This window comes from Candidatus Hydrogenedentota bacterium (assembly GCA_035416745.1).
In the GTDB taxonomy this organism is placed as follows: domain Bacteria; phylum Hydrogenedentota; class Hydrogenedentia; order Hydrogenedentales; family SLHB01; genus UBA2224.
The window spans coordinates 1-20193 of record DAOLNV010000091.1 but is presented as its reverse complement, the minus strand read 5'-3'; the positions used below and the strand labels follow the sequence as shown (position 1 = coordinate 20193).

Genomic DNA, 20193 nt, shown 5'->3' with positions numbered 1-20193 from the left:
AGTGCGGCGGTAGAGCCACTGTTCGACGGAGCCGCGGCTTTCACAAAGGTGGAAGAATTCCATGAGAAAAATGGCCGCGATCCCCGTAACAACTTCCTTCGAGTTCATCGGCAGGAACAGCGCGGGATCGAAGAGGCGGAAGTCGCGGAACATCGCCCGGATCAGAGTGGCAAAGTCGGCCATGCTGTGTGCCCGGAATAGTACCCACGAGAAGAGCACCAGGTGAAACGTTACGAATATCTGCCAGAGATGATGCACGCGGGGCATGCGCGCCAAGCCGGTAAACTCGTGGAACCGGGTTCTCGCCGGCATCGTCAGGATGCTCGTGACCAGGCAGGCGCCGTGGAAAAACCCCCAGATTACGAAGGTCCATGCGGCCCCGTGCCACAGGCCGCTCAAAACGAACGTAAGAATCAGGTTGCGGTACCACTTGAGTTTCGATACGCGGTTGCCGCCCAAGGCGATGTAGAGATAGTCGCGCATCCAGGTCGATAGCGAGATGTGCCATCGGCGCCAGAAATCGGAAATTGACGTGGCGAAATACGGCCGCCTGAAATTCTGCATCAGCTCAAATCCCATGATGCGGGCCGAGCCGATGGCGATGTCCGAGTACCCGGCGAAGTCGCAGAAGATCTGGAACGCGAAGAAGTAGGTTGCCGCGATGACCGGCAACCCATGGTACTTGCCAGGATTGTTATAAACCTCGTCGACATAGATCGATAAGCGGTCGGCAATCACCAGCTTCTTGAAGAATCCCACCATCATGATCAACAGGCCGCTCCGCAGGCGCTCGTAGTCGAAGTCGTGCTTCACGAAGAACTGGGGGAGAAGACGGGTGGAGCGTTCGATGGGCCCTGCAACCAACTGCGGGAAGAACGTCACATACAGGGCGAAGTATCCGAAGTGACGTTCCGGCTTCTGTTCCCCGCGGTAGACGTCGATGGTATAGCTCAGGGTCTGGAACGTGTAGAACGAAATGCCCACCGGCAACAACACCTGAAGCGCGGGCTTCGGGATTCTATAAAAATCGAAAAGGAACTCGAAATTCGACGTGAAAAAATTGAAATACTTGAATGTGAACAGCATCCCGAAATTGCCGATCAGGCTCATCAGGAGGAAGAGCGTTCGCACGCGGGGGTTGTTGGTGCTGCCGATACCCAGGCCGGCCACGTAATCGAGAATCGTGGAAGCGAAAAGGAGTACCAGGTAGTTGGCCCTCCAGCATCCATAAAAGTAATAGCTCGCGGCCAGCAGAAATGCCCACCGGAAACGGAAGGGGAGCGCAAAGTACACCATCACTACGATGGGGAAAAAGACGACGAATTGAAGCGAATTAAAAAGCATCGGCGGTCACGCCTGCTTATGTCCCGTACGACAAGCGGCGGAACTATAGGAGAGCGGATAGGGCATTGTCAATGGCTCCGTGCCGGTACACCTCTTGCCTCGGGCATGATGATCTCCTCTTCGCAGAGCAGGGCGCGGACGCCCCCTCGACGCGCCTCACCGGCAAGATCCGCCTTCGCGCGCGGGCAGCAATCACGCATCATGTCCTTGGAATGCCAATGAGTTGCGTGTGCAACCCCCGAAACACTCCGCTCAAGCGAGAGCGAATCAGTCAACATAGCCGATGTTGCGGAGTTGCTCTTGGAGGGCTCTATCTATGGTGGTATCGCCACCCTCGGGATGTGACTGCGCGGCGGTTTTGGCCTGATATGCCTGTCGGAATTCCGCGCGTTCAGTCAAGAGCGCGGTCCCCTTGTCTACGATTGCCTGCTCAAGAGAAGCTATGTTGTGCTGTTCTTGAGGATCCTTATCGAGATCATAGAGCTCGACCCGCCCAGTGAAGATGCGCCGAATGAACTTATAGTGGTCAAAAACGACGGCTTCCCGGGGTTCAAGGATGTATGTCTTGGAGATAAAAATGGGCTCGGCCTGCGGTTCATCCCCTGAGCAGGCGCGTGCCAGGGAAGGGACAGTGAAGGAAACGCTTTCGGGGGCCGGGATGCCGCACAGGTCGAGTAGCGTGGGCATGATACTCGCGTTGGTAACGGGTGTGATAATGCTCTTCTGCTCTCTCTGGCCCGGAAGGCGAACAAGGAAGGGGACCTTCACCAGCTCGTTGTAAAGCGTGTGGCCGTGTTCCCATCCATCGTGGTCCCAGAACTCTTCCCCATGGTCTGTGGTCAGCACGAGCAGGGTGCCGTCATAAAGACCGAGCGACTTGAGACAGTCCAGCATGCGCCCGACCTCTGCGTCCGTGAACCGCACACACCCGTTGTATAGTCCGTGCATCCATTCTCTTTCTTCCGGGGTCTGAGCAGCGGTACCGCATCGAACAGGGACATCGTCCGCAAATTTTGTTCCGTATATGTCCACACCTGGGCTGCCCTCTACGTAAGACCGCGGCGGCTCGTAGGGTATGTGCGGCTCGATGTAGTGAACCCAGAGGAAGAATTCCTTGTCTTTGTTCTGTTCGAGCCATGCGCAAGCGCGATCGGTCAGGGCGCTCGTAGCCATCGCTTCGTAAAGCACCTTCCAGAGAAGTTTGCTTCCAACACTTTCGCGGTGCCATGGCAATATTCGAGGATGGAAGTCATACGTAGAGAAACCCCGTCCCATGCGAAGCAAATTTGGATGGCGCCCGATCGCGACGGTATTGTAGCCGGAGGAGGTCAGGATTTCCGCCAACGTTGGGTAGCATTCCGGCACGGGGGCCACGTGTTTATTTGTGCCATGTATGTCGGCGCCGACGCCAGTAAACATGGAAACGAACGACGGGACGGTCCACGGCGATGCGCTGTAAGCGTTGACAAACAGGGTGCTTTCCTTTGCCAAGGCATCGATTTCCGGGGTTTCAACGTTGCCATCGTACGCCCCTACGGCATCGCGCCGGAGCGTATCGATTGTTATAAGGACGATTCTAGGGATGGCCTTCGGCGCCGTCTTGTCAACAGGGTGAGGAGGCGGTCCGATTCTCTGGAATTGACGAATGCTTAAGCCTGCTGACACCCCTACCGTGGCAACCACAAGAAAGAGAACCATTGTCGTACGAAGGTTGCGAAAAGCCGCAGGCAACGGCAGAAGGAGGAACGCCACCGACGCGCCCAGAACGAGCAGGACAGGTAACGCACATTTCTCAGGCCCCGGTGCCTTAAGCGCAACAATGGCACCTGCGGCCAGGGTGAGGATTGGACCTAGAAGCGCCAGAATGAAGACGGACCTGCCTGCGGATAACCACGTTGCTTTTTCAGAATGCAGAAGCCGCCAGACAATTACTCCGGTAAACAACGCTGCGGCAAGTCCTATAAACAGCCTGGTGGCTCCAAACGCAAGGTTTTGCCTGATTTCCGAGAAACTGTTCAGGCCGGCGGCAAGCACAACAGCAATGAAGAAGAGAAAGCCAGCTGCGAAAGCGATGAGCAGACGGGCATCAATCGGCCGTCGACCCGTCAATACCGCCGCCAAAACCAAAGCAAGGCTCGCGAGGACGAAACCAAACAGCGCCAGGGCCCCCGTAACCGCCAGCTGGCCAAAGACGCTCAGGAAATTCCCCTGGCCAGCGAGGTCGGAGGCGAGGACGATAAGCGAATCCACCGCTCCGGCTATAAGAAAGACAGCCACGGCAAGATGAACGCACCGGCTCACAGTAAGCTTCGACTCTGAATCGCCCTCAATGCTTTCTCTGGTTCTTCGCATCTTTCGCTCCAATGGTATTGGCTTTTTCGAACGCAATGCACGGGGAAATGCCCCAAGTCATGGAATTACGCATACGCCCCTGAGGGGGTCTGCCAAGACCTGTATGTTCCTGCTTGTGTCATCCAGTTCAGCATGATATCAAAGGTCCGGGGATTGTGCGGCCTTCGGGGAGCCAATTTCGCCGAAGGCCTGTCCACGCCCTGCCTGACAAGACTGCGCCGGGCCCCATACTGGGCCCTGCTTGTCGGCCCCGGCAGAATCCGGCTCGTTTTCTGGTGAAATCAATCAAGTAAACACCCCTGCCGGGTCTTAGAATCCCGAAGGGGCAGGCATCAGCCTCCGCTGCTGCCCTGGAAAGGGACCTCCTCGTATGGCTGCACGACAACAAAGCCGTCGCCTCGAAACGACATCTGTATGGATTCACCGCTGCCGCGCCCGAAGAAAGTCTTCAGCGAGACATCCGCCTTGAACTCGGGCTCCAGGTTGCCCGACCAGGCCACCGTTGCATTCGGGTCAGTGACAACCGGCTGGTTCGGCGTAACCCTTAGCGTCAACGGATCGTAATGCGTGGTGATGGCAGCCAGGCCGCCGCCCTCGAGCCGGACATTGAACAATCCGCCCGCCAACATCGCCGTTACCCGCCGCATGAGCTTGATGTCCCATTGGATACCCGTCTGAAACGCTAGTAAGTCATTGCCATTCACATAGATAGACTCACCCTGGAGATTGAGAATCGAGATCTTCTTGCCTTGGTCCGCCAAGTAGAGCCGGCCCTGACCCTCGGCCTTTGTCAATTGGGCGCCTTCTCCGGTCACGGACTTCTTGAGCAGTTTGCCCAGACCGTGCTCGAGGATGCCTTCACGTGTGAATTTGATGGCGCCCGCGTAGGCAATCATGGAGCCCATTTTGGTCCACACAGCGCCGTTCAGGTTGATTTCCAGCAGGCGGTCGCGCTCCAATTCGAACTCGCCCTGTCCGAGGTCGCGCTGCCCCGTCTGCTCCACGAATTCCCGTATGGAATACCTGTTATCCATGCCGCACCTTCCCATCTCCGCTCAATGACGGTCTATCCACTCCCTCCGGCAGCATACCAGAGCCGCGCGGATCAGCGGTAATTGGCGGGACCTCCGTTTAAGCCGTGAGAATAGCATTGAGGCCCCGAAATTCGCTATGATCCTGTGCTGTCCCGTGATTGGTGCGGGAGCGCGCACGGCGGGACAGCATCAAGGCCAGTTTCCAGGAGTCAACACCTGTTTCTATGCCCACAACACCCAAATCGACGGGGAAAACCCGGAAAAACGGACCCAAGCCCGCGGCGCTTACGCCGAAACGCCGTCCGGCCTCGCGGAATGCCGCTGCGGGAAGACGCAATTCAGGCAAAGACGACGTTTCCGTTCCCAGCGTGAAGTCTCGCGACAGCATCATTATAAAAGGCGCGCGCGAGCACAATCTCAAGAACCTGAACGTGACCATTCCCCGCGACAAGCTGGTTGTGATCACGGGCCTGAGCGGGTCGGGAAAATCGAGCCTCGCGTTCGACACCATTTATGCGGAAGGCCAGCGCCGGTACGTCGAGAGCCTCTCGGCATACGCCCGCCAATTCCTTGAACAAATGGAGAAACCGGACGTCGACTCGATCGACGGGCTCAGCCCCGCCATTTCGATCGAACAGAAGACCACCCACCGGAACCCGCGCTCGACCGTGGGCACCGTAACCGAGATTTACGACTACCTGCGCCTCCTGTTCGCCAGGATCGGCACGCCGCACTGCTACAATTGCGGCAAGCCCATCCAGTCGCAGACCCCCCAGACCATCGTCGACGGGATCAAAGCCTTGCCCGAGGGTACGCGCGTTCAGTTGATGGCCCCGGTGGTCCGGCAGCGCAAAGGCACCTATCAGAAAGCCTTTGAAGACATCAAGCGGCGGGGATACGTGCGGGTGCGGGTCGACGGCGAATTCCGCACCGTGGACGACGACATCGACCTCGAACGGTACGTCAAGCACGACATCGACGTGGTCGTCGACCGCTTGGTCGTCAAGGAAGGCATCGGCCGGCGTTTGACGGATTCGGTCGAGGCCTGCCTCAAGCTGGGCGAGGGCATCATACGAATCTGGCGCGAGACCCCCGATAAGCACGTGAGCGAGGTGTTGCAGAGCGAACACTTCGCCTGCATCGACTGCGGCCTGAGCTTCGAGGAATTGACCCCGCGCATGTTCTCGTTCAACAACCCCCACGGCGCCTGCCCGACATGCACGGGCCTGGGCACGGTGATTGAGATCGATCCCGACCTCGTGGTTCCCGACAGGGCGCTCTCCATCGGAGGGGGAGCCGTGCGGCCCTGGAGCATGCGGCGCGTGCTCGACGGCATGTACCGCCACGCGTTGCGGTGCGTGTGCAGCCATTACGGCCAGGATACGGACACCTCCTGGGAGGACCTGCCCGAGGATTTCCAGCAGATCGTACTCTATGGTTCGGACGACGAGGTCATCGACTTCACCTACTCGGGACGGAACAGCACGTATGAAGTGCAGCGTCCGTTCGAGGGAGTCATCCCCAATCTCGAGCGGCGCTACCGCGACACGGACTCCAACCGCGCCCGCGACATGATCAGCCAGTTCATGTCCTCGCGGCCCTGCACGGATTGCGGCGGGGCGCGCCTGCGGCCGGAATCGCGGTCGGTGACGATTGCGGGCAAGACCATCATGGACGTCACGGCGCTTTCGATTCGCGAAGCTCTGGTCTTTTTCGATAACCTCGAGTTGGACAAGACCCGGCGAATGATCGCCGCGCGCGTAATGAAGGAAATCCACGAGCGCCTGACGTTCCTGGTCAGTGTAGGGCTGGATTATCTCTCCCTCGACCGGAACGCCGGGACCCTTTCAGGGGGCGAGTCGCAACGCATCCGGCTGGCCACGCAGATTGGCTCGGGGCTGATGGGCGTGCTGTACATTCTCGACGAACCCAGCATCGGCCTGCACCAGCGCGACAACAGGAAACTCATCGCCACCCTCGAGCGCATGCGCGACCTCGGAAACACGGTAATTGTCGTCGAGCACGACGAAGAAACCATCCGCAGGGCCGATCACGTGATCGACCTGGGGCCCGGGGCCGGCGTGCACGGAGGACAGATCGTCGCGCAGGGCACTCCACAGCAGGTCGCGGCAAACAAGAACTCGCTGACAGGCCAATTCCTTTCGGGGAGATTCAAGATTCGGGTGCCCCAACAGCGCCGGAAATCCAACGGCAAGACCCTCAAGGTGTGGGGCGCGGAACACAACAACCTCAAACACATCGATGTTGAGATTCCCCTGGGCATCTTCACGTGCGTCACCGGGGTATCGGGCTCGGGCAAGTCAAGCCTCATCAACGAAACCCTCTACCCGGCCGCCATCCGTCAGATCTACGACTCGGTTCGCGTCCGCCCGGGCAAACACGACCGGATCGAGGGCCTCGAGCATCTCGACAAGGTCATCGACATTGACCAGTCGCCCATCGGGCGCACGCCGCGGTCCAATCCAGCGACGTACACGGGCCTGTTCTCGCCGATCCGCGAACTCTTCAGCAAAGTGCCCGAGGCCCGGGCGCGGGGCTACAGACCCGGGCGTTTCAGTTTCAACGTGAAAGGAGGCCGGTGCGAAGCGTGCCAGGGCGATGGGGTCATCCAGATCGAGATGCATTTCCTGCCGGACGTGTATGTGCCCTGCGAGGAGTGCCGGGGCCATCGTTACAACCGCGACACCCTCGAGATCCTCTATCGCGGCAACAGCATCGCCAATGTGCTCGATATGACCGTCGAGGAAGGGTGCGCCTTCTTCCGGAACGTCCCCGCGGTTCATTCCAAGCTCAGTACGTTGCTTGATGTGGGTCTGGGCTACATCAAGCTGGGCCAGCCGGCCACCACGCTGTCGGGCGGCGAGGCACAGCGCGTGAAACTGGCGACGGAGCTTTCAAAACGCCAGACCGGCAGGACCCTCTACATTCTCGATGAGCCCACCACGGGCCTCCATGCCGTGGACGTCGACAAGCTCCTGGAGGTCTTGCACCGCCTGGTTGAGCACGGGAACACCGTTGTCGTCATCGAGCACAACCTTGACGTCATCAAAACCGCCGACTGGATCATCGACCTCGGCCCCGAAGGCGGCGACAAGGGCGGCGAGGTTGTGGCGGCAGGCGTTCCGGAAGCACTCGCGGGAAACCATGCGTCATACACGGGATTGCACCTCCGAAACGTGTTGCCAAACAAGGCGTGAGGAGAAGTAAACACGCCGGAAAACGGCTCATCCTCCGTTTCCCGGCGTGTGGCGTACATCCCGCCTCGAAAGAAATTGACTATACCTTGAGCTTGGTTTTCAGGGTAGAGACCAGCATCTTGGGATCGATGGGTTTCTGGAAGATCCCCGCCAGGCCCAGCTCGCGCGCGTCTATGTTGTAACGCACCGTATCGCCCGCCGAACTCAACATGTACACGGGGCCTTTGTAGCCGCTTTCCTTCAACTTCTGGGCCACCGTGCTGCCGGAGTCCACGTTTTCCATCATCAGATCGACAATGATAGCGTCTGGTTTCACGCGCTCGATGGCCTTGAGGCCTTCTTCACCGTTAGCTGCCTCGCCCACGGAAAACCCTTCGGCCTCGAGCACAATACGTAAGGTCGCGCGAATATCGGGATCATCGTCAATGGCAAGAATCGTTTTCTTACTGTCCATGCTTGTCTCCTTACACGCCCGTATCAACGACTGGACGCATGCTAAAGCACTCGCCATATTCTCGCGGGCCCTGGGAGTCAGGCCCTCTTCAAATTCGAACGCATACCCGCGCACGGCTAGGACATACGCTTCCGGCTCTGTGTGGAAGTGCTCATGGCACAGGGCCAACACGGACTCCGGCGAAACGCTGTGGCTCGTGAACGTGATCTCCGCCGCCGGCGCGATCCGTTTCAGCGAGTAGGGTTCCTCCGCGTCCACGCTGGCATCCACGAACATGACGAGATCATGTTCGGCAAGCGTGGCCGCGTCCTCGATATTCAACTGATAGGGGGTGTCTGTTGTAACGTTGGGCACACCCCACGCTTCCACCGCCTCGGCAATCGCCGGGCCGAGCCCGTCATCCTGCCGCCCCGGGTTTCCGTACCCGAGGACTAACACACGCGATTCGCTCACCCGCGGAATTTCTCGTCAATAACATTGCCTTCCGCGCCGACCAGTTCCACGTGCAGCCGCATCTTTCCAAGGGCATGGGTGGCGCAACTCAGGCACGGGTCATATGCACGGATACCCACTTCGATATGGTTCAGCAGGCCTTCCGTGATTTCGTTTGCGCTCTTACCCTTGAGGTGCTGCTCGGCAATGGTCTTCACCGTACGGTTCATGGGCTCGTTGTTGCTGGTCGTCGAGACAATGAGGTTCGCGAGCGTGATCTGGTCCGTCTCGGTGTCTATTTCGTAGTGGTGGAACAGGGTGCCGCGCGGCGCTTCAATCCAGGCTACGCCTTTAGAACGTTTCTTGCCCTGGGCCACGAGGTTTGTTCCCTGCAGGTCCGGGTCATCGAGCAATTCCCTGATCTTTTCGGCCGAATGCAGGAGCTCGATGAGGCGCGCCCAATGGTAGGCCATGCTCGCATTGACGGGCTTGCCGTTGTTGAGCGCCATGAACTCCTGACGGGCTTTCTCGGCGAGCTCGGTGTCGATGAAATCGCAGCAATTGACCCGCGAGAGAGGTCCCACGCGATACCAGCCCTTTTCCTTGCCCAGCGAACGGATGTGCGGGAACTTCATGTAGCTCCAGGGCCGCACTTCTTCGCCGAGGTAATCGGCGTACTCGAGCGGCTCGACCATGTCGAAGATCTTCTCGCCCTGCGCGTCAATGGCGCGAAGTTTGCCGTCGTACAGGTCCATGCAGCCGTCTTCACGCACGATAGACACGTGATTCGAGTCGAAACTGCCGAACCCCAAAAGGAAATCGAGGTTTCCTCTGGTGATCTTCTTGCAGAGTTCGAGGGCCTCGACCGCCCACTCGACCATGGTGTCAGCGTCCTTCTTGAGGGCGTCGCGCTCGGCGAGCGAGAGGTTTTTGTTGATGCCGCCGGGGATCGCCCCCGTGGGATGCACCTTTTTGCCGCCCGTCGCCTTGATGACCTCCTGGCCGAACTTGCGCATCAGGACCGCTTTCTTGGCGGTCTCGGGGTCGGCCTCAATCACCCCGACCACGTTGCGCTTCTCGACCGGCGCATCGAACCCGAACAGCAAATCGGGCGAGGCCAGGTGGAAGAAATGCAGGGCGTGCGACTGGTACATCTGGCCGTAGTGCATCAGGCGGCGCATTTTCTCCGCCGTGACGGGGATCTTGTCGACGCCCACGATCATATCGGTGGCTTTGGCGCCGGCCAGATGGTGGCTCACCGGGCAGATGCCGCACAGGCGCTGCACCATGACCGGGGCTTCCCAATAGAACCGGCCCTTGGCAAAACGCTCGAACCCGCGGAACTCGATGATGTGGAACCGCGCCTGTTCGACGTTGTTGTCTTTGTCCATCACAATGGTGACTTTGCCGTGGCCTTCGATACGGGTCACCGGGTTGATCACGATCTTCCGTTTTCCGTTGCTTGCGGTTTTTGCCATGATGTTTGCCTCCAGGGCGGTCAGTCGTATTTAATCAGTTCGTAAGGCAGCCCGACATCCTTCCCGGTCAGCAACGCAGTGAGCGCCGCCCAAAGGGTATCCGCCGAAGGCGGGCAGCCCGGAAGGAAATAGTCTATCTTGACGATCTCGTGGCAAGGATAGACCTTGTCCAGCATGATCGGGATATCCGGATCATTTGGAAACTGGCCGCCGTCGACGACCGTCGGACCCTTCAAATAGGCTTCTTCGAAACACTCTTTCAAGGGCACCGTATTTCGGTATGCCGGAACGCCTCCGGTAATGGCGCACTGCCCCACCGAGATGAGAATCTTGCAGTGCTTGCGAAACAGCTTCAATTGCTCGTAGTTCTCGTCGTTGCTGATGCCCCCTTCCAGGAGCCCGACATCGACGGGGCGCGTAAACGTCTTGATGTCGTTGATGGGCGACTTGCTGAACTCCACCAACTCGACCAGATCGAGGATCCGCTCATCGATGTCCAACAGGGACATATGACAACCGAAACAGCCCGTAAAGGGGGCGGTTGCTACTAGTGGCTTCGCCATGGTGTCTACCCTTTCCTGAATCGTTCAGCCTACCGGCTGCTTCTGCTCGATATCGCTTCCGATAGGGGTCTTGTCGTAAAGACGCTCGCCGACGGGCACCTTCCATCCCGTGCGCTTCAACGTGAGGCACCCGGTCGGGCACGCGCGGGCAGCCTTGTCGGCGGCCTTCAAATCGGTTTCCTTGAGCCCGTGGACGCCATCCACCGCGATACGCTTGTTGATGCCGCGGCCCTCGAAACCGAACACCCGTTTGCCTTCGGCTACCGAGGCCCGGGCGCAACGGCCGCAGAGAATGCAGCGATCGCGGTCGATGTAGACGTCCGGGTGCGTCGCGTCCAGCTCGCGCGGTTTGCGCAGGAACGGCAGTGTTATGGCCAACAAGCCCAGGCGATACGCCATCGCCTGCAATTCGCAGTTGCCGCTCGCTTCGCAGGACGGGCACACGTGGTTGCCTTCCGCAAACAGCATCTCGACCACGTTCCGCCGAAACGTCGTCATCTCTTCCGTGTCATTTTCGATGACGAGACCCTCGCTTGCGGGGAAGGTGCATGCGCTGGCGGGACGGCCGTTGACCTTGACCGTGCAGACCCGGCAGTGGCCGCCCGGGACCAGCTCTTTCAGATAGCACAGCCGTGGGATATAGATACCGGCGTCATCAGCGGCCTGAAGGATGGTTTGCCCTTCGTGCGCCTGGACTTCGACACCGTCAATGATGATATTCACCGTGTTCTTGCTCATCCCAATCATACCTCCAGCTCGTGCGGTTTCTGCCCGGTGATGGAGCACGCTTCCTTCATGGCATCCTTGATATCGAACGCCGGAATGAACTCTTCCGGCTTGATCCGGGCCTCGTACAGGGCCGGGAAGTTGCGCAACGTCGTCAGCACCGGATTGCACGCGGTCTGGCCCAATCCGCAACGGCTCATGAACTTCACCGTGTTGGCGGTGTCTTCCAGCTTCTTGAGGTCCTCGCGGGTGCCTCGGCCCTTGAGAATCTTCTCAAACTGCATCTTCATGATGACCGTGCCCGCGCGGCACGGCGCGCACCAACCGCACGACTCCTCGACGAAGAATTCGAGGAACCCCTCCATGCACTCGAGCAAATCCCGGTTCTTGCCGAAGACGATGGTCGAGCCGCCGGTAGGCAGATCCTCGAAACAAATGCTGCGGCCAAAATCCTTGGACGCGATGCACTGTCCCGACGGCCCGCCGATCTGGACAGCCTGCGCATCCGCGCCGCCAACCATCTCGAGGAGTTTCTCGACTGTTATGCCGTACTCGACCTCATACACGCCGGGAAATTCGCAGTCGCCGGATACGCTGAGCAACTTGGTGCCCGTCGAATCCTTCGTGCCCATCGCGGCAAACCAGTCCGCTCCATGTTCCATAATGCGGGCGGCGCAGCACAATGTTTCGATGTTGTTCACGCTGGTCGGCTGGTCGAGGTAGCCTTTCTGGACTGGGAACGGGGGTCTGTCGCGCGGCGCGCCCCGTTTCCCTTCGAGCGACTCGATGAGTGCCGACTCCTCGCCGCAGATATAGGCGCCGGCGCCCATTTGAATCCGGATGTCGAAATCGAATCCCTCATAGCCGCATACGTTTTCACCCAGAAGCCCCATGCGGCGGCGCTTCGCCAACACCTGCTCCAGGTGGGGCAGCAGATATTCATATTCGCCGCGAAGGTAGAAGTACCCCTCCTTGGCGCCTACCGCGTATCCCGCAATCGTCAATCCTTCAAACATCAGGTCCGGACACTCGGTCAGGATCACGCGGTCCTTGAATGTGCCGGGCTCGCCTTCGTCACCGTTGCAGACAATGTAATGCGCGCCACCCTGCGCCTTGCGGCAGAAGCTCCATTTCATGGCGAGCGGAAACCCCGCGCCGCCGCGCCCGCGGACCCGCGCCTTGTTCATCTCGTTGATGACGTCTTCCGGGCTCATGCTCAGGGCCTTGCGAACCGCCGCGCCACGCTCCATCGGCGCGAATATGACTTGCCCCATCAGCCGCACGTTGGACTCGACGGCTTTCACGCTCGTATCGCCGCCTTCGTGCAGTTTGCCCGAGCGGACGGCGTCGACTATTGATTTCACGTCTTCGGGCCGGATATTGGTCACCACCTTGCCGTCGACAAGCGCCGCGGGCGCCTGGTCAGACATCCCGATGCATGGCGTGTATTCGAGGCTGATCAGTCCATCGGGACTTGTCTCGCCGAACCGGACGCCGACGGCTTTCTCGAACGCTTTCGCGACCGCATCCGCCCCTTTCATGCGCTCCACCACGGAGTTGCACAGACGAATGGTCGTCTTGCCCTTGGGCTCCCGCGAGAAGAACGCAAAGAAGGAGGTCATGTCACGCACCTCCACCCGATGGCACCCGAGAGCATCGGCAATAGTGCCCACGATGTCCTCCGACAAGTGCCCCGTCTTGGCATGCACGGCGCGCGCAATGTCCATCAAGCGCTTCTTGTCCTTGCCGAATTTCGCGACAGCTTCCTGGACGATCTTTCTGTAATCATCGCTCATGCTTACGAGCCTCCACCGTTGCGACCGTTTCGCTTACGGAACATACTGACAGCCAGTGGTTTGTACTGCTGCTGAGACGAAGGAAGTGGGGAATACGACTGAATCCACCGTCTAATCGTGAACGTTATCACAATTTCACCGCCATTTCAACACAGGCACAGCAGAATCGTTGTTGGGGCCCTGTCGGCGGGAACGAGAATAACCGCAGACATGGCCAGGGATTCTCTTCCGGGCCGGACCGCACCGGTCAAACCGGGCACGAAGGGTGTGCGCGCCGGTCAGCAGCCTGGCGCCGCTCGAACCCTTTTGCGCCGGGGCCGTGGGGTGGTACTCTAGGTCCAGGCAGGGTATGGAGACGTTTGCCGGGTCCATGCGGGAAAAGGATGAAGCGGATGCGGTATGCAACGGTGTTGGGGAGAAGCGTCGTCGCGGCCCTTCTGGCCGCCGGGGGACAGGCAGCCCCGGGCCTTGACGTGGCGTGGTGGGTCTCTTCGGAAGACATGCAGAACACCCTTTCGGAACAGCCCGCGGCAGCTTTTGGAGCGGAAGCGCCCGCGCCAGACATCCGTATCGACGACGCCATCCGGTACCAGACGATTCTCGGGATGGGCGCTTCCCTCGAGCATGCTACGTGCTACAACATCAGCCAGCTTGACCCCGATGAACAGGAGCTCGCCGTCGAACGCTTGGTCAGCCCCGAAAACGGCCTCGGAATGAATCTGATGCGCATCTGCATCGGGACGCCGGACTTCACGGCATCCCCCTGGTACACCTACGCGGACGTGCCAGGGGACATGGAACTCGAGCATTTCTCTATCGAGAAGGACCGCGAATACGTCTTGCCCGTGCTCAAGATGGCGCTCGAGAAGAATCCCGGCCTGCTCTTCTTCGCGTCCCCCTGGAGCCCGCCGGGCTGGATGACCTCGAACGGAACCATCGGAGGAGGGCGGTTCGAGCCCCAGTATTACGCCGTCTACGCGCGTTACCTCGCCAGATTCATTACGGCATACGAGGCCGAGGGCATCCCGATCTACGCCATCACGCTGCAGAATGAACCCGACTACAATCCGCCCACCTATCCTACGTGCCGGTGGACCGCCCAGGAACAGGCCGAATTCATCGCGGAACATGTTGGCCCCGAGTTTGCGCGACAGAAGCTCGATACCAAGATCTGGTGCTGGGACCACAATTTCGAGCCGTTGGGATGGCCCAAGAACGTCGTGGGAGACCCCAAGGCGGCCAAGTACATCGACGGTACGGGGTTTCACCACTATGAGGGCAGGCCCGAAGCCATGACGCGCCTGCACGATATGTTCCCGTCGAAGCAGATCTATTTTACGGAAGGTTCCACATTCGGCACACCGGGCGCCATCGCTATCATGGACATTCTGCGCAACTGGTCCCGCTCATACAATGCATGGGTGTCGATAATCAACGACCAAGGGGAACCGAACGCAGGGCCCCACCCGTGCTCGCCCACGTGTATCGTGCTCAACACCGCCACAAAGACGCTTTATTTCGGGTATGACTATTGCATGTACGGCCAGTTCATGCGGTTCATACAGCGGGACGCCGTGCGCATCGAGTCCACGGTTTTCAGGGGCCAGCGCTTCGGCAACGTGGCATTCCTGAATCCCGACGATACCATCGTCCTTGTCGTGGCCAACGCCGACCGCAACCCAAGTACCTTTACCATCGCGTGGCGCGGCAGATCATTCGCGGCCGAAGTCCCCGCGCGCGCAACCGCGACGTTTGTGTGGCCTGTCAGCGAGGCGGACGACGCCGGCAAAGGATAAACATCGGTTCCTGGCACACGCCCCGCCGGCGAGTCGCGCGCCTATTCAGCTGCCTGCCGCGACGGTTTGAGAAACTGCACCGTGAAGGATTCCCCGGACAGCGCCTTGAAAGCGTATCCTTGTGACCGCAACTCGCGGATAATGACGGGTAAAGCCTTGGCGGTTGCCATGTGCGGATAACTGTCGTGCATCAGAACAATCGCCTCGCTCCGCTTGACCACGCCCGCCACAACGGTCTTGGCGATCGCATCTGAGTCTTTGGCATTAGGGCCGTAGTCGAACGAATCCACATTCCAGTCGAAATGGCGATAGCCCTGTTTCGCCAAGCGGTCTACCAACTCGCAGGTGATGCTTTTCCCGTCAGGCCCTTTTGTGATGCGGTTGTTGGACCCGCCGGGAAACCGCAGCAGCCGCGGCCGGGCGCCGGTGAATTTGTATATCAGGTCGTCGAGGCGCGCCACGTTTTGTTCAAAGGTATCGGCTGACGCATAGACTTTGTTGTAACTATGCGAAAACGTGTGATTGCCCAAGGCGTGCCCTTCATCGAGAATCCGGTTATAAACCTTGTCGCCGAATTCAGTAACATTTCCGCAGACAAAGAACGTAGCAGCGGCTTCGTGCTCTTTGAGCAGGTCCAGAATGACTGGTGTCACTTCGGAAGGGCCGTCGTCAAAGGTTAGATACACCGTCTTCTCCGGGGCGGCGGCCGGCTTCCCCTCGGGGGCTTCGCCGGAATCGCCGGGCGCGCCCAACGCGAAGAGCAACATGCCCCAAAACACCGACACTACGATGAAATGGCGGCCGCCGTGCATGCGGTGAACCTCCTGGGAGAACCGCGGACTTTCTTCTGGAATGCACCACGAAAGAATTGCGAGGGAAGAGCCTCTATCCAAGGCCTCCCTCGCAAAGGGTTATACCATATTGTTCAGACGCCTGCTTTCTGCCGAAGCCGCTCCGCGCGATCGGTCTCTTCCCAGCGCAAACCTGCATTCTCGCGCCCAAAGTGGCCGTAGTTCGTCGTCTTGCGGAAAATGGGCGTGCGCAGGTTGAGCGTCTCGAGAATCGCCGCGGGCCGGCAATCGAACTCGCCGGCCAGAATGTCAGAAAGCGCGTCATCGTCTATTTTGCCGGTGCGGAACGTCGTCACATTGACCGACACGGGGCGCGCGACCCCGATAGCGTAAGCCAATTGCACTTCGCACCTCTCTGCCAGGCCGGCCGCCACAACATTCTTCGCCATGTAACGCGCCATGTAAGTCGCCGAACGGTCCACCTTCGACGGGTCCTTGCCGCTGAACGCGCCGCCGCCGTGGCGTCCCATCCCGCCATACGTGTCGACGATGATCTTGCGGCCTGTCAACCCGCAGTCGCCAACGGGCCCCCCCACCACAAAACGGCCGGTCGGGTTGACGTGATAAATGATGTCTCCATTCTTCAGGCTTTTCGGAACAACGGGTTCACAAACCTCGCGGATGACAGCGTCGCGGATGTCTTTCTGCGAAATGTCCGGCGAATGCTGGTTTGAAATCACGATCGTATGAATGCGGTACGGCTTGCCGTTGCGGTATGCTATGGTGACCTGTGATTTGCCATCGGGTTGCAGCCAGGGAAGCGTGCCGTTGTGCCGAAGTTCGGAAAGCCTGAGACCCAGCTTGTGCGCCAGCGAAATGGGCAGCGGCATGTATTCGGGGGTCTCGTTGCAGGCATAGCCGAACATCATGCCCTGGTCGCCCGCGCCCTGTTCCTTGTCAGGCGCTGAATCTACGCCCTGCGCAATGTCCGGCGACTGCTTGTCAAGCGCGACCAGCACGCCGCACGTTCTGCCGTCGAACCCCGAGTCCCCCCCTCTGTAGCCGATGGCGAGGATCGCATCACGTGCTACCTGCTGATAATCCACTACGGCCTTTGTTGTGATTTCGCCGGCAATCACGCAGAAGCCGGTAGTCACCAACGTTTCGCACGCCACGCGGCTCATGGGATCCTGCTCGTACAGGGCATCCAGTACGGAATCGGATATGAAATCCGCGACCTTGTCCGGGTGCCCTTCCGTCACCGATTCCGACGTGAACAAGATCTCCTTCATCTCCTGACTCATCGCGCTCTCCTTCCGTTGCTTGCGGAATCCTGGCGTCGCCGCTCGAACTGCGAAATCTGCCCGTTAACACATCCCTCGACAAGAAAAAGGACGCCACGCCCGTATCATTCGGCGTTGTGCGCCCTTACATAGAGTCAAAAACCCTTTAACAAAAATCACGCACTGCGGAACTGGGTTACCAAACTTGGCGCATCCAAGCGGAATCCGGGCCCCATGGTGCTGCTCAGACAGCAAGTCTTCAAATAAACGCCTTTGCAGGCCGCTGGCCGGGCCTTAACCACGGACTCGATGACCGCGGCGGCATTGTCCCTGATCTGTTCTGCCGTAAAAGAAGCCTTACCCACGGGTACATGGATGTTGGCGTTCTTATCGACGCGATAGTCGATCTTGCCCTTCATGATCTCGCTGACGGCTTCGCCCACTTTCGGGGTAACCGTTCCTGCCTTGGGGCTGGGCATCAGTCCGCGCGGGCCCAAGACTTTGCCCAGTTTGCCCACGTCGCGCATCATGTCAGGAGCGGCAACCGCAACATCAAAATCCGTCCAGCCGCCCTGGACTTTCGCCAGGAGTTCTTCCGCGCCCGCTTCCAGAGCGCCCGCTTGTTTTGCCGCATTGATCTGCTCCGTCTCTTTGCAGAAAACAACGACGCGGACGTGCCGGCCCGTTCCGTGAGGCAACGACACCGAGCCGCGCACCATCTGTTCGGCATGGCGCGGGTCAACGCCCAGGGTAAATGCCAATTCGATCGTCTCGTCGAATTTTGCCGTGGCGCACTCTTTTACGCCGGCGGCGGCTTCCTCGATCGTGCATCCGATCCGCTTCAGGTGTTTTTCCGCCAGGGCTTTCTTGCGCTTGCTCACTGTTGCCATTCTAGTTCCTCCTTGTGGTGCTCGGACGTAACGCCCTCCCACAATCGCCACAGATTAACGCAACGCTTCTCGATGGAGAGGCGCTTTCCTCAATTCTCGACCAAGATGCCCATACTGCGAGCGGTGCCCGCGAGCATCCGCACCGCCGCATCCACGTCAGCCGCATTCAAATCGTTCTTCTTGATTTCCGCGATTTCTTCCAATTGAGCCCGCGTAACCGTACCCACTTTGGTCCGGTTGGGTTCGCCGCTGGCCTTGGCCAGTTTGGCCGCCCGCTTGATCAGCACGGCCGCCGGCGGACTCTTTGTGATGAACGAGATGCTCCGGTCGTCGAACACCGTGATCACCACCGGGATAATCAGGCCTTGCTGGTCCTTGGTGCGCTCGTTGAACTGCTTGCAGAAATCCATGATATTGACGCCGTGCTGGCCCAATGCGGGACCCACCGGCGGCGCCGGATTGGCCTGACCCGCGGGACATTGCAGCTTGATCACTGCCGTAACATTCTTGCCCTTCTTACCCTTTGCCATCGGACCGTTATCTCCATAGTCTAGCTTGAATTAGATCTTTTCTACCTGCCAAAACTCGACCTCTACGCTCGTAAGGCGCTCGAAGATTTCTACCATGACTTTCAGAGTGCCTCGATCCACGTCGATTTCGTCGATGTTGCCCAGGAAATTCGAAAAGGGGCCGTCGATAATCTTAACGCGTTCACCCGTTTCAAATTTCACCTTGGGTTTCGGGCGGGTTCGCTCGCCGCGAATCTCGTCGATGATAGAGTTTACTTCGGCATCATCCAGCGGAACCGGCGTGTGACGCGACCCTATAAACCCACTGACGCCCGGCGTGTTGTTAATCAAGTGCCACAACTCGGGCTGCCGCTCGGGATGTTCGGGAAGCCGCACCAGCACATAGCCGGGGAAGAACTTGCGTTTCGAAATCCGCTTCTCGCCGCCCTTGATCTCCGCCACCTGCTCCATGGGCACCAGAACGCCGCCGATCAGGTCCTCTAAACCTTCCTGCTTCGCTTGCACCAGGAGGTTCTTGCGTACATTCCCCTCCTGTCCCGAATAGGCGTGTAACGCGTACCACCGCCGCCGAATTCCGTCGTCGGGGTCCGGTTTGAGGCTCGCAAGGATGGGATCCTCCTTGGGCTCCTCATCCTCCTCGCTCTCGCCTGTTTCCTCGGCGGCTTGGTGAACGCGGGCGTCTTTTTCGACGGCTTTTGGGGCCTCCTCCTCCAACCCGCCAGCCAGGAAACGCCGCGCCTGCAGTTCAGCGGCGAGCGCTTCCTCGTCCTGTTCCTGCTGCTCTTTCCGGATATCCTCCGTGAACGCTTTGCGCGCCTCGGCCTCGGCGGCCTCGTCTTCCTGGGTGGAGTCCTTCTTTACATCGCCGAAAAAGCTCGCCGCAAACTCGCGCTCCGCGGCATCTTCCGCGGCGCGCTCCGTTTGACGTTCTCGGAGTTCGTCGTCGAGTCCCTTGGGCATTTTGTCATTTTGTTCCTCGGACACCGATGGAGACTCCTATCCGAGTTTTAGCAGCAACCAGACAAACAACTCGGACACTTTGTCGTAGATGCCGATGACGAACGCCATCATTCCGAGCATGAAAAGCACCACTGTCGTGGATGACCGGACTTCATCTTTTGCCGGCCAGCTCACTTTTCGCATCTCGACCTTGACTTCGTGGAAGAACTCGCGGATGCGAGCCACGAAACCCGTACTTTCTGCTGCCGCTACTGCTTCCTTGGCCATAATAGCTCCTGCTACGACCGCAATGACTGCCGTATACCTAACAGATACAATGGCAGGACTGGAGGGACTCGAACCCCCAACCTTCGGCTTTGGAGGCCGCTGCTCTAGCCGATTGAGCTACAGTCCTGCATGAAAAACGGGCCGCAACCCGCATCGAAGACAATCCTTACTAGTATAGACCGTCCCGTGAGACGGTTCAAAAAACGGTTGGCCGCAAAGCCCTTGTTACTTGACAATCTTGGTAACCACGCCCGCGCCAACGGTCCGGCCGCCCTCGCG

General features: G+C 59.2%; 16 protein-coding genes and 1 tRNA gene. 2 read left to right on the top strand and 15 right to left on the bottom strand.

The annotated features are described in order from the left end of the window. From PLJ71_19475 to PLJ71_19465, 3 genes are all read right to left on the bottom strand, one after another. Nucleotides 1–1344: MBOAT family O-acyltransferase (locus tag PLJ71_19475; protein HQM50872.1), on the bottom strand; the 1344-nt coding region annotated here is incomplete at its 3' end. A 267-nt stretch (nucleotides 1345–1611) separates the two neighbouring features. After that, nucleotides 1612–3696 (bottom strand): sulfatase-like hydrolase/transferase, encoded by a 2085-nt coding sequence (locus PLJ71_19470; GenBank protein HQM50871.1) that lies wholly within the window; start codon nucleotides 3694–3696, stop codon nucleotides 1612–1614. Between the two features lie 332 nt (nucleotides 3697–4028). Further along, complete coding sequence (locus PLJ71_19465) at nucleotides 4029–4730, bottom strand: AIM24 family protein (protein ID HQM50870.1); 702 nt, start codon at nucleotides 4728–4730, stop codon at nucleotides 4029–4031. A gap of 224 nt (nucleotides 4731–4954) precedes the next feature. On the opposite strand from PLJ71_19465, the gene uvrA reads away from it, so the two are divergent. Next, nucleotides 4955–7948 carry an excinuclease ABC subunit UvrA gene (gene uvrA / locus PLJ71_19460; GenBank protein HQM50869.1) on the top strand — a complete coding sequence of 998 codons (2994 nt, stop codon included), beginning with the start codon at nucleotides 4955–4957 and terminating at the stop codon, nucleotides 7946–7948. A gap of 79 nt (nucleotides 7949–8027) precedes the next feature. On the opposite strand, the gene PLJ71_19455 is transcribed toward uvrA, so the two are convergent. Genes PLJ71_19455 through PLJ71_19435 form a run of 5 tightly spaced genes read right to left on the bottom strand, consistent with a single transcriptional unit; the run spans nucleotide 8028 to nucleotide 13397 of the window. Next, on the bottom strand, nucleotides 8028–8855 hold the full coding sequence (locus PLJ71_19455; protein HQM50868.1) for a hydrogenase maturation protease: 828 nt from the start codon (nucleotides 8853–8855) through the stop codon (nucleotides 8028–8030). Further along, nucleotides 8852–10312, bottom strand: coding sequence for a Ni/Fe hydrogenase subunit alpha (locus PLJ71_19450; protein ID HQM50867.1), 1461 nt, complete (start codon nucleotides 10310–10312; stop codon nucleotides 8852–8854). The genes PLJ71_19455 and PLJ71_19450 overlap by 4 nt, the downstream gene beginning before the upstream one ends. 20 nt (nucleotides 10313–10332) lie before the next feature. Then, the gene (locus tag PLJ71_19445) at nucleotides 10333–10875 is read right to left on the bottom strand and encodes an NADP oxidoreductase (protein HQM50866.1); all 543 of its coding nucleotides are present in this window, start codon (nucleotides 10873–10875) and stop codon (nucleotides 10333–10335) included. A gap of 24 nt (nucleotides 10876–10899) precedes the next feature. Then, nucleotides 10900–11613 carry a 2Fe-2S iron-sulfur cluster-binding protein gene (locus PLJ71_19440; protein HQM50865.1) on the bottom strand — a complete coding sequence of 238 codons (714 nt, stop codon included), beginning with the start codon at nucleotides 11611–11613 and terminating at the stop codon, nucleotides 10900–10902. A gap of 5 nt (nucleotides 11614–11618) precedes the next feature. Next, nucleotides 11619–13397 carry an NAD(P)H-dependent oxidoreductase subunit E gene (locus tag PLJ71_19435; GenBank protein ID HQM50864.1) on the bottom strand — a complete coding sequence of 593 codons (1779 nt, stop codon included), beginning with the start codon at nucleotides 13395–13397 and terminating at the stop codon, nucleotides 11619–11621. A gap of 392 nt (nucleotides 13398–13789) precedes the next feature. Between PLJ71_19435 and PLJ71_19430 the strand changes: the two genes are divergently transcribed. Next, nucleotides 13790–15193: a glycoside hydrolase family 30 beta sandwich domain-containing protein gene (locus tag PLJ71_19430; GenBank protein HQM50863.1), complete on the top strand. Its 1404-nt coding sequence runs from the start codon at nucleotides 13790–13792 to the stop codon at nucleotides 15191–15193. Nucleotides 15194–15234: 41 nt separating this feature from the next. On the opposite strand, the gene PLJ71_19425 is transcribed toward PLJ71_19430, so the two are convergent. From PLJ71_19425 to PLJ71_19395, 7 genes are all read right to left on the bottom strand, one after another. After that, on the bottom strand, nucleotides 15235–16005 hold the full coding sequence (locus PLJ71_19425; GenBank protein ID HQM50862.1) for a polysaccharide deacetylase family protein: 771 nt from the start codon (nucleotides 16003–16005) through the stop codon (nucleotides 15235–15237). A gap of 113 nt (nucleotides 16006–16118) precedes the next feature. Continuing rightward, entirely contained in the window at nucleotides 16119–17276 is a 1158-nt protein-coding gene (gene metK / locus PLJ71_19420; GenBank protein HQM50861.1) for a methionine adenosyltransferase, read from the bottom strand. Between the two features lie 167 nt (nucleotides 17277–17443). Beyond that, nucleotides 17444–18157 (bottom strand): 50S ribosomal protein L1, encoded by a 714-nt coding sequence (gene rplA / locus PLJ71_19415; protein HQM50860.1) that lies wholly within the window; start codon nucleotides 18155–18157, stop codon nucleotides 17444–17446. An 89-nt stretch (nucleotides 18158–18246) separates the two neighbouring features. Further along, nucleotides 18247–18687, bottom strand: coding sequence for a 50S ribosomal protein L11 (gene rplK / locus PLJ71_19410; GenBank protein ID HQM50859.1), 441 nt, complete (start codon nucleotides 18685–18687; stop codon nucleotides 18247–18249). A 30-nt stretch (nucleotides 18688–18717) separates the two neighbouring features. Next, nucleotides 18718–19671 carry a transcription termination/antitermination protein NusG gene (gene nusG, locus PLJ71_19405; protein ID HQM50858.1) on the bottom strand — a complete coding sequence of 318 codons (954 nt, stop codon included), beginning with the start codon at nucleotides 19669–19671 and terminating at the stop codon, nucleotides 18718–18720. Between the two features lie 12 nt (nucleotides 19672–19683). Then, complete coding sequence (gene secE / locus PLJ71_19400; GenBank protein ID HQM50857.1) at nucleotides 19684–19914, bottom strand: preprotein translocase subunit SecE; 231 nt, start codon at nucleotides 19912–19914, stop codon at nucleotides 19684–19686. A gap of 50 nt (nucleotides 19915–19964) precedes the next feature. Further along, nucleotides 19965–20041: transfer RNA gene (locus tag PLJ71_19395), tRNA-Trp, on the bottom strand. Nucleotides 20042–20193 lie beyond the last annotated feature (152 nt).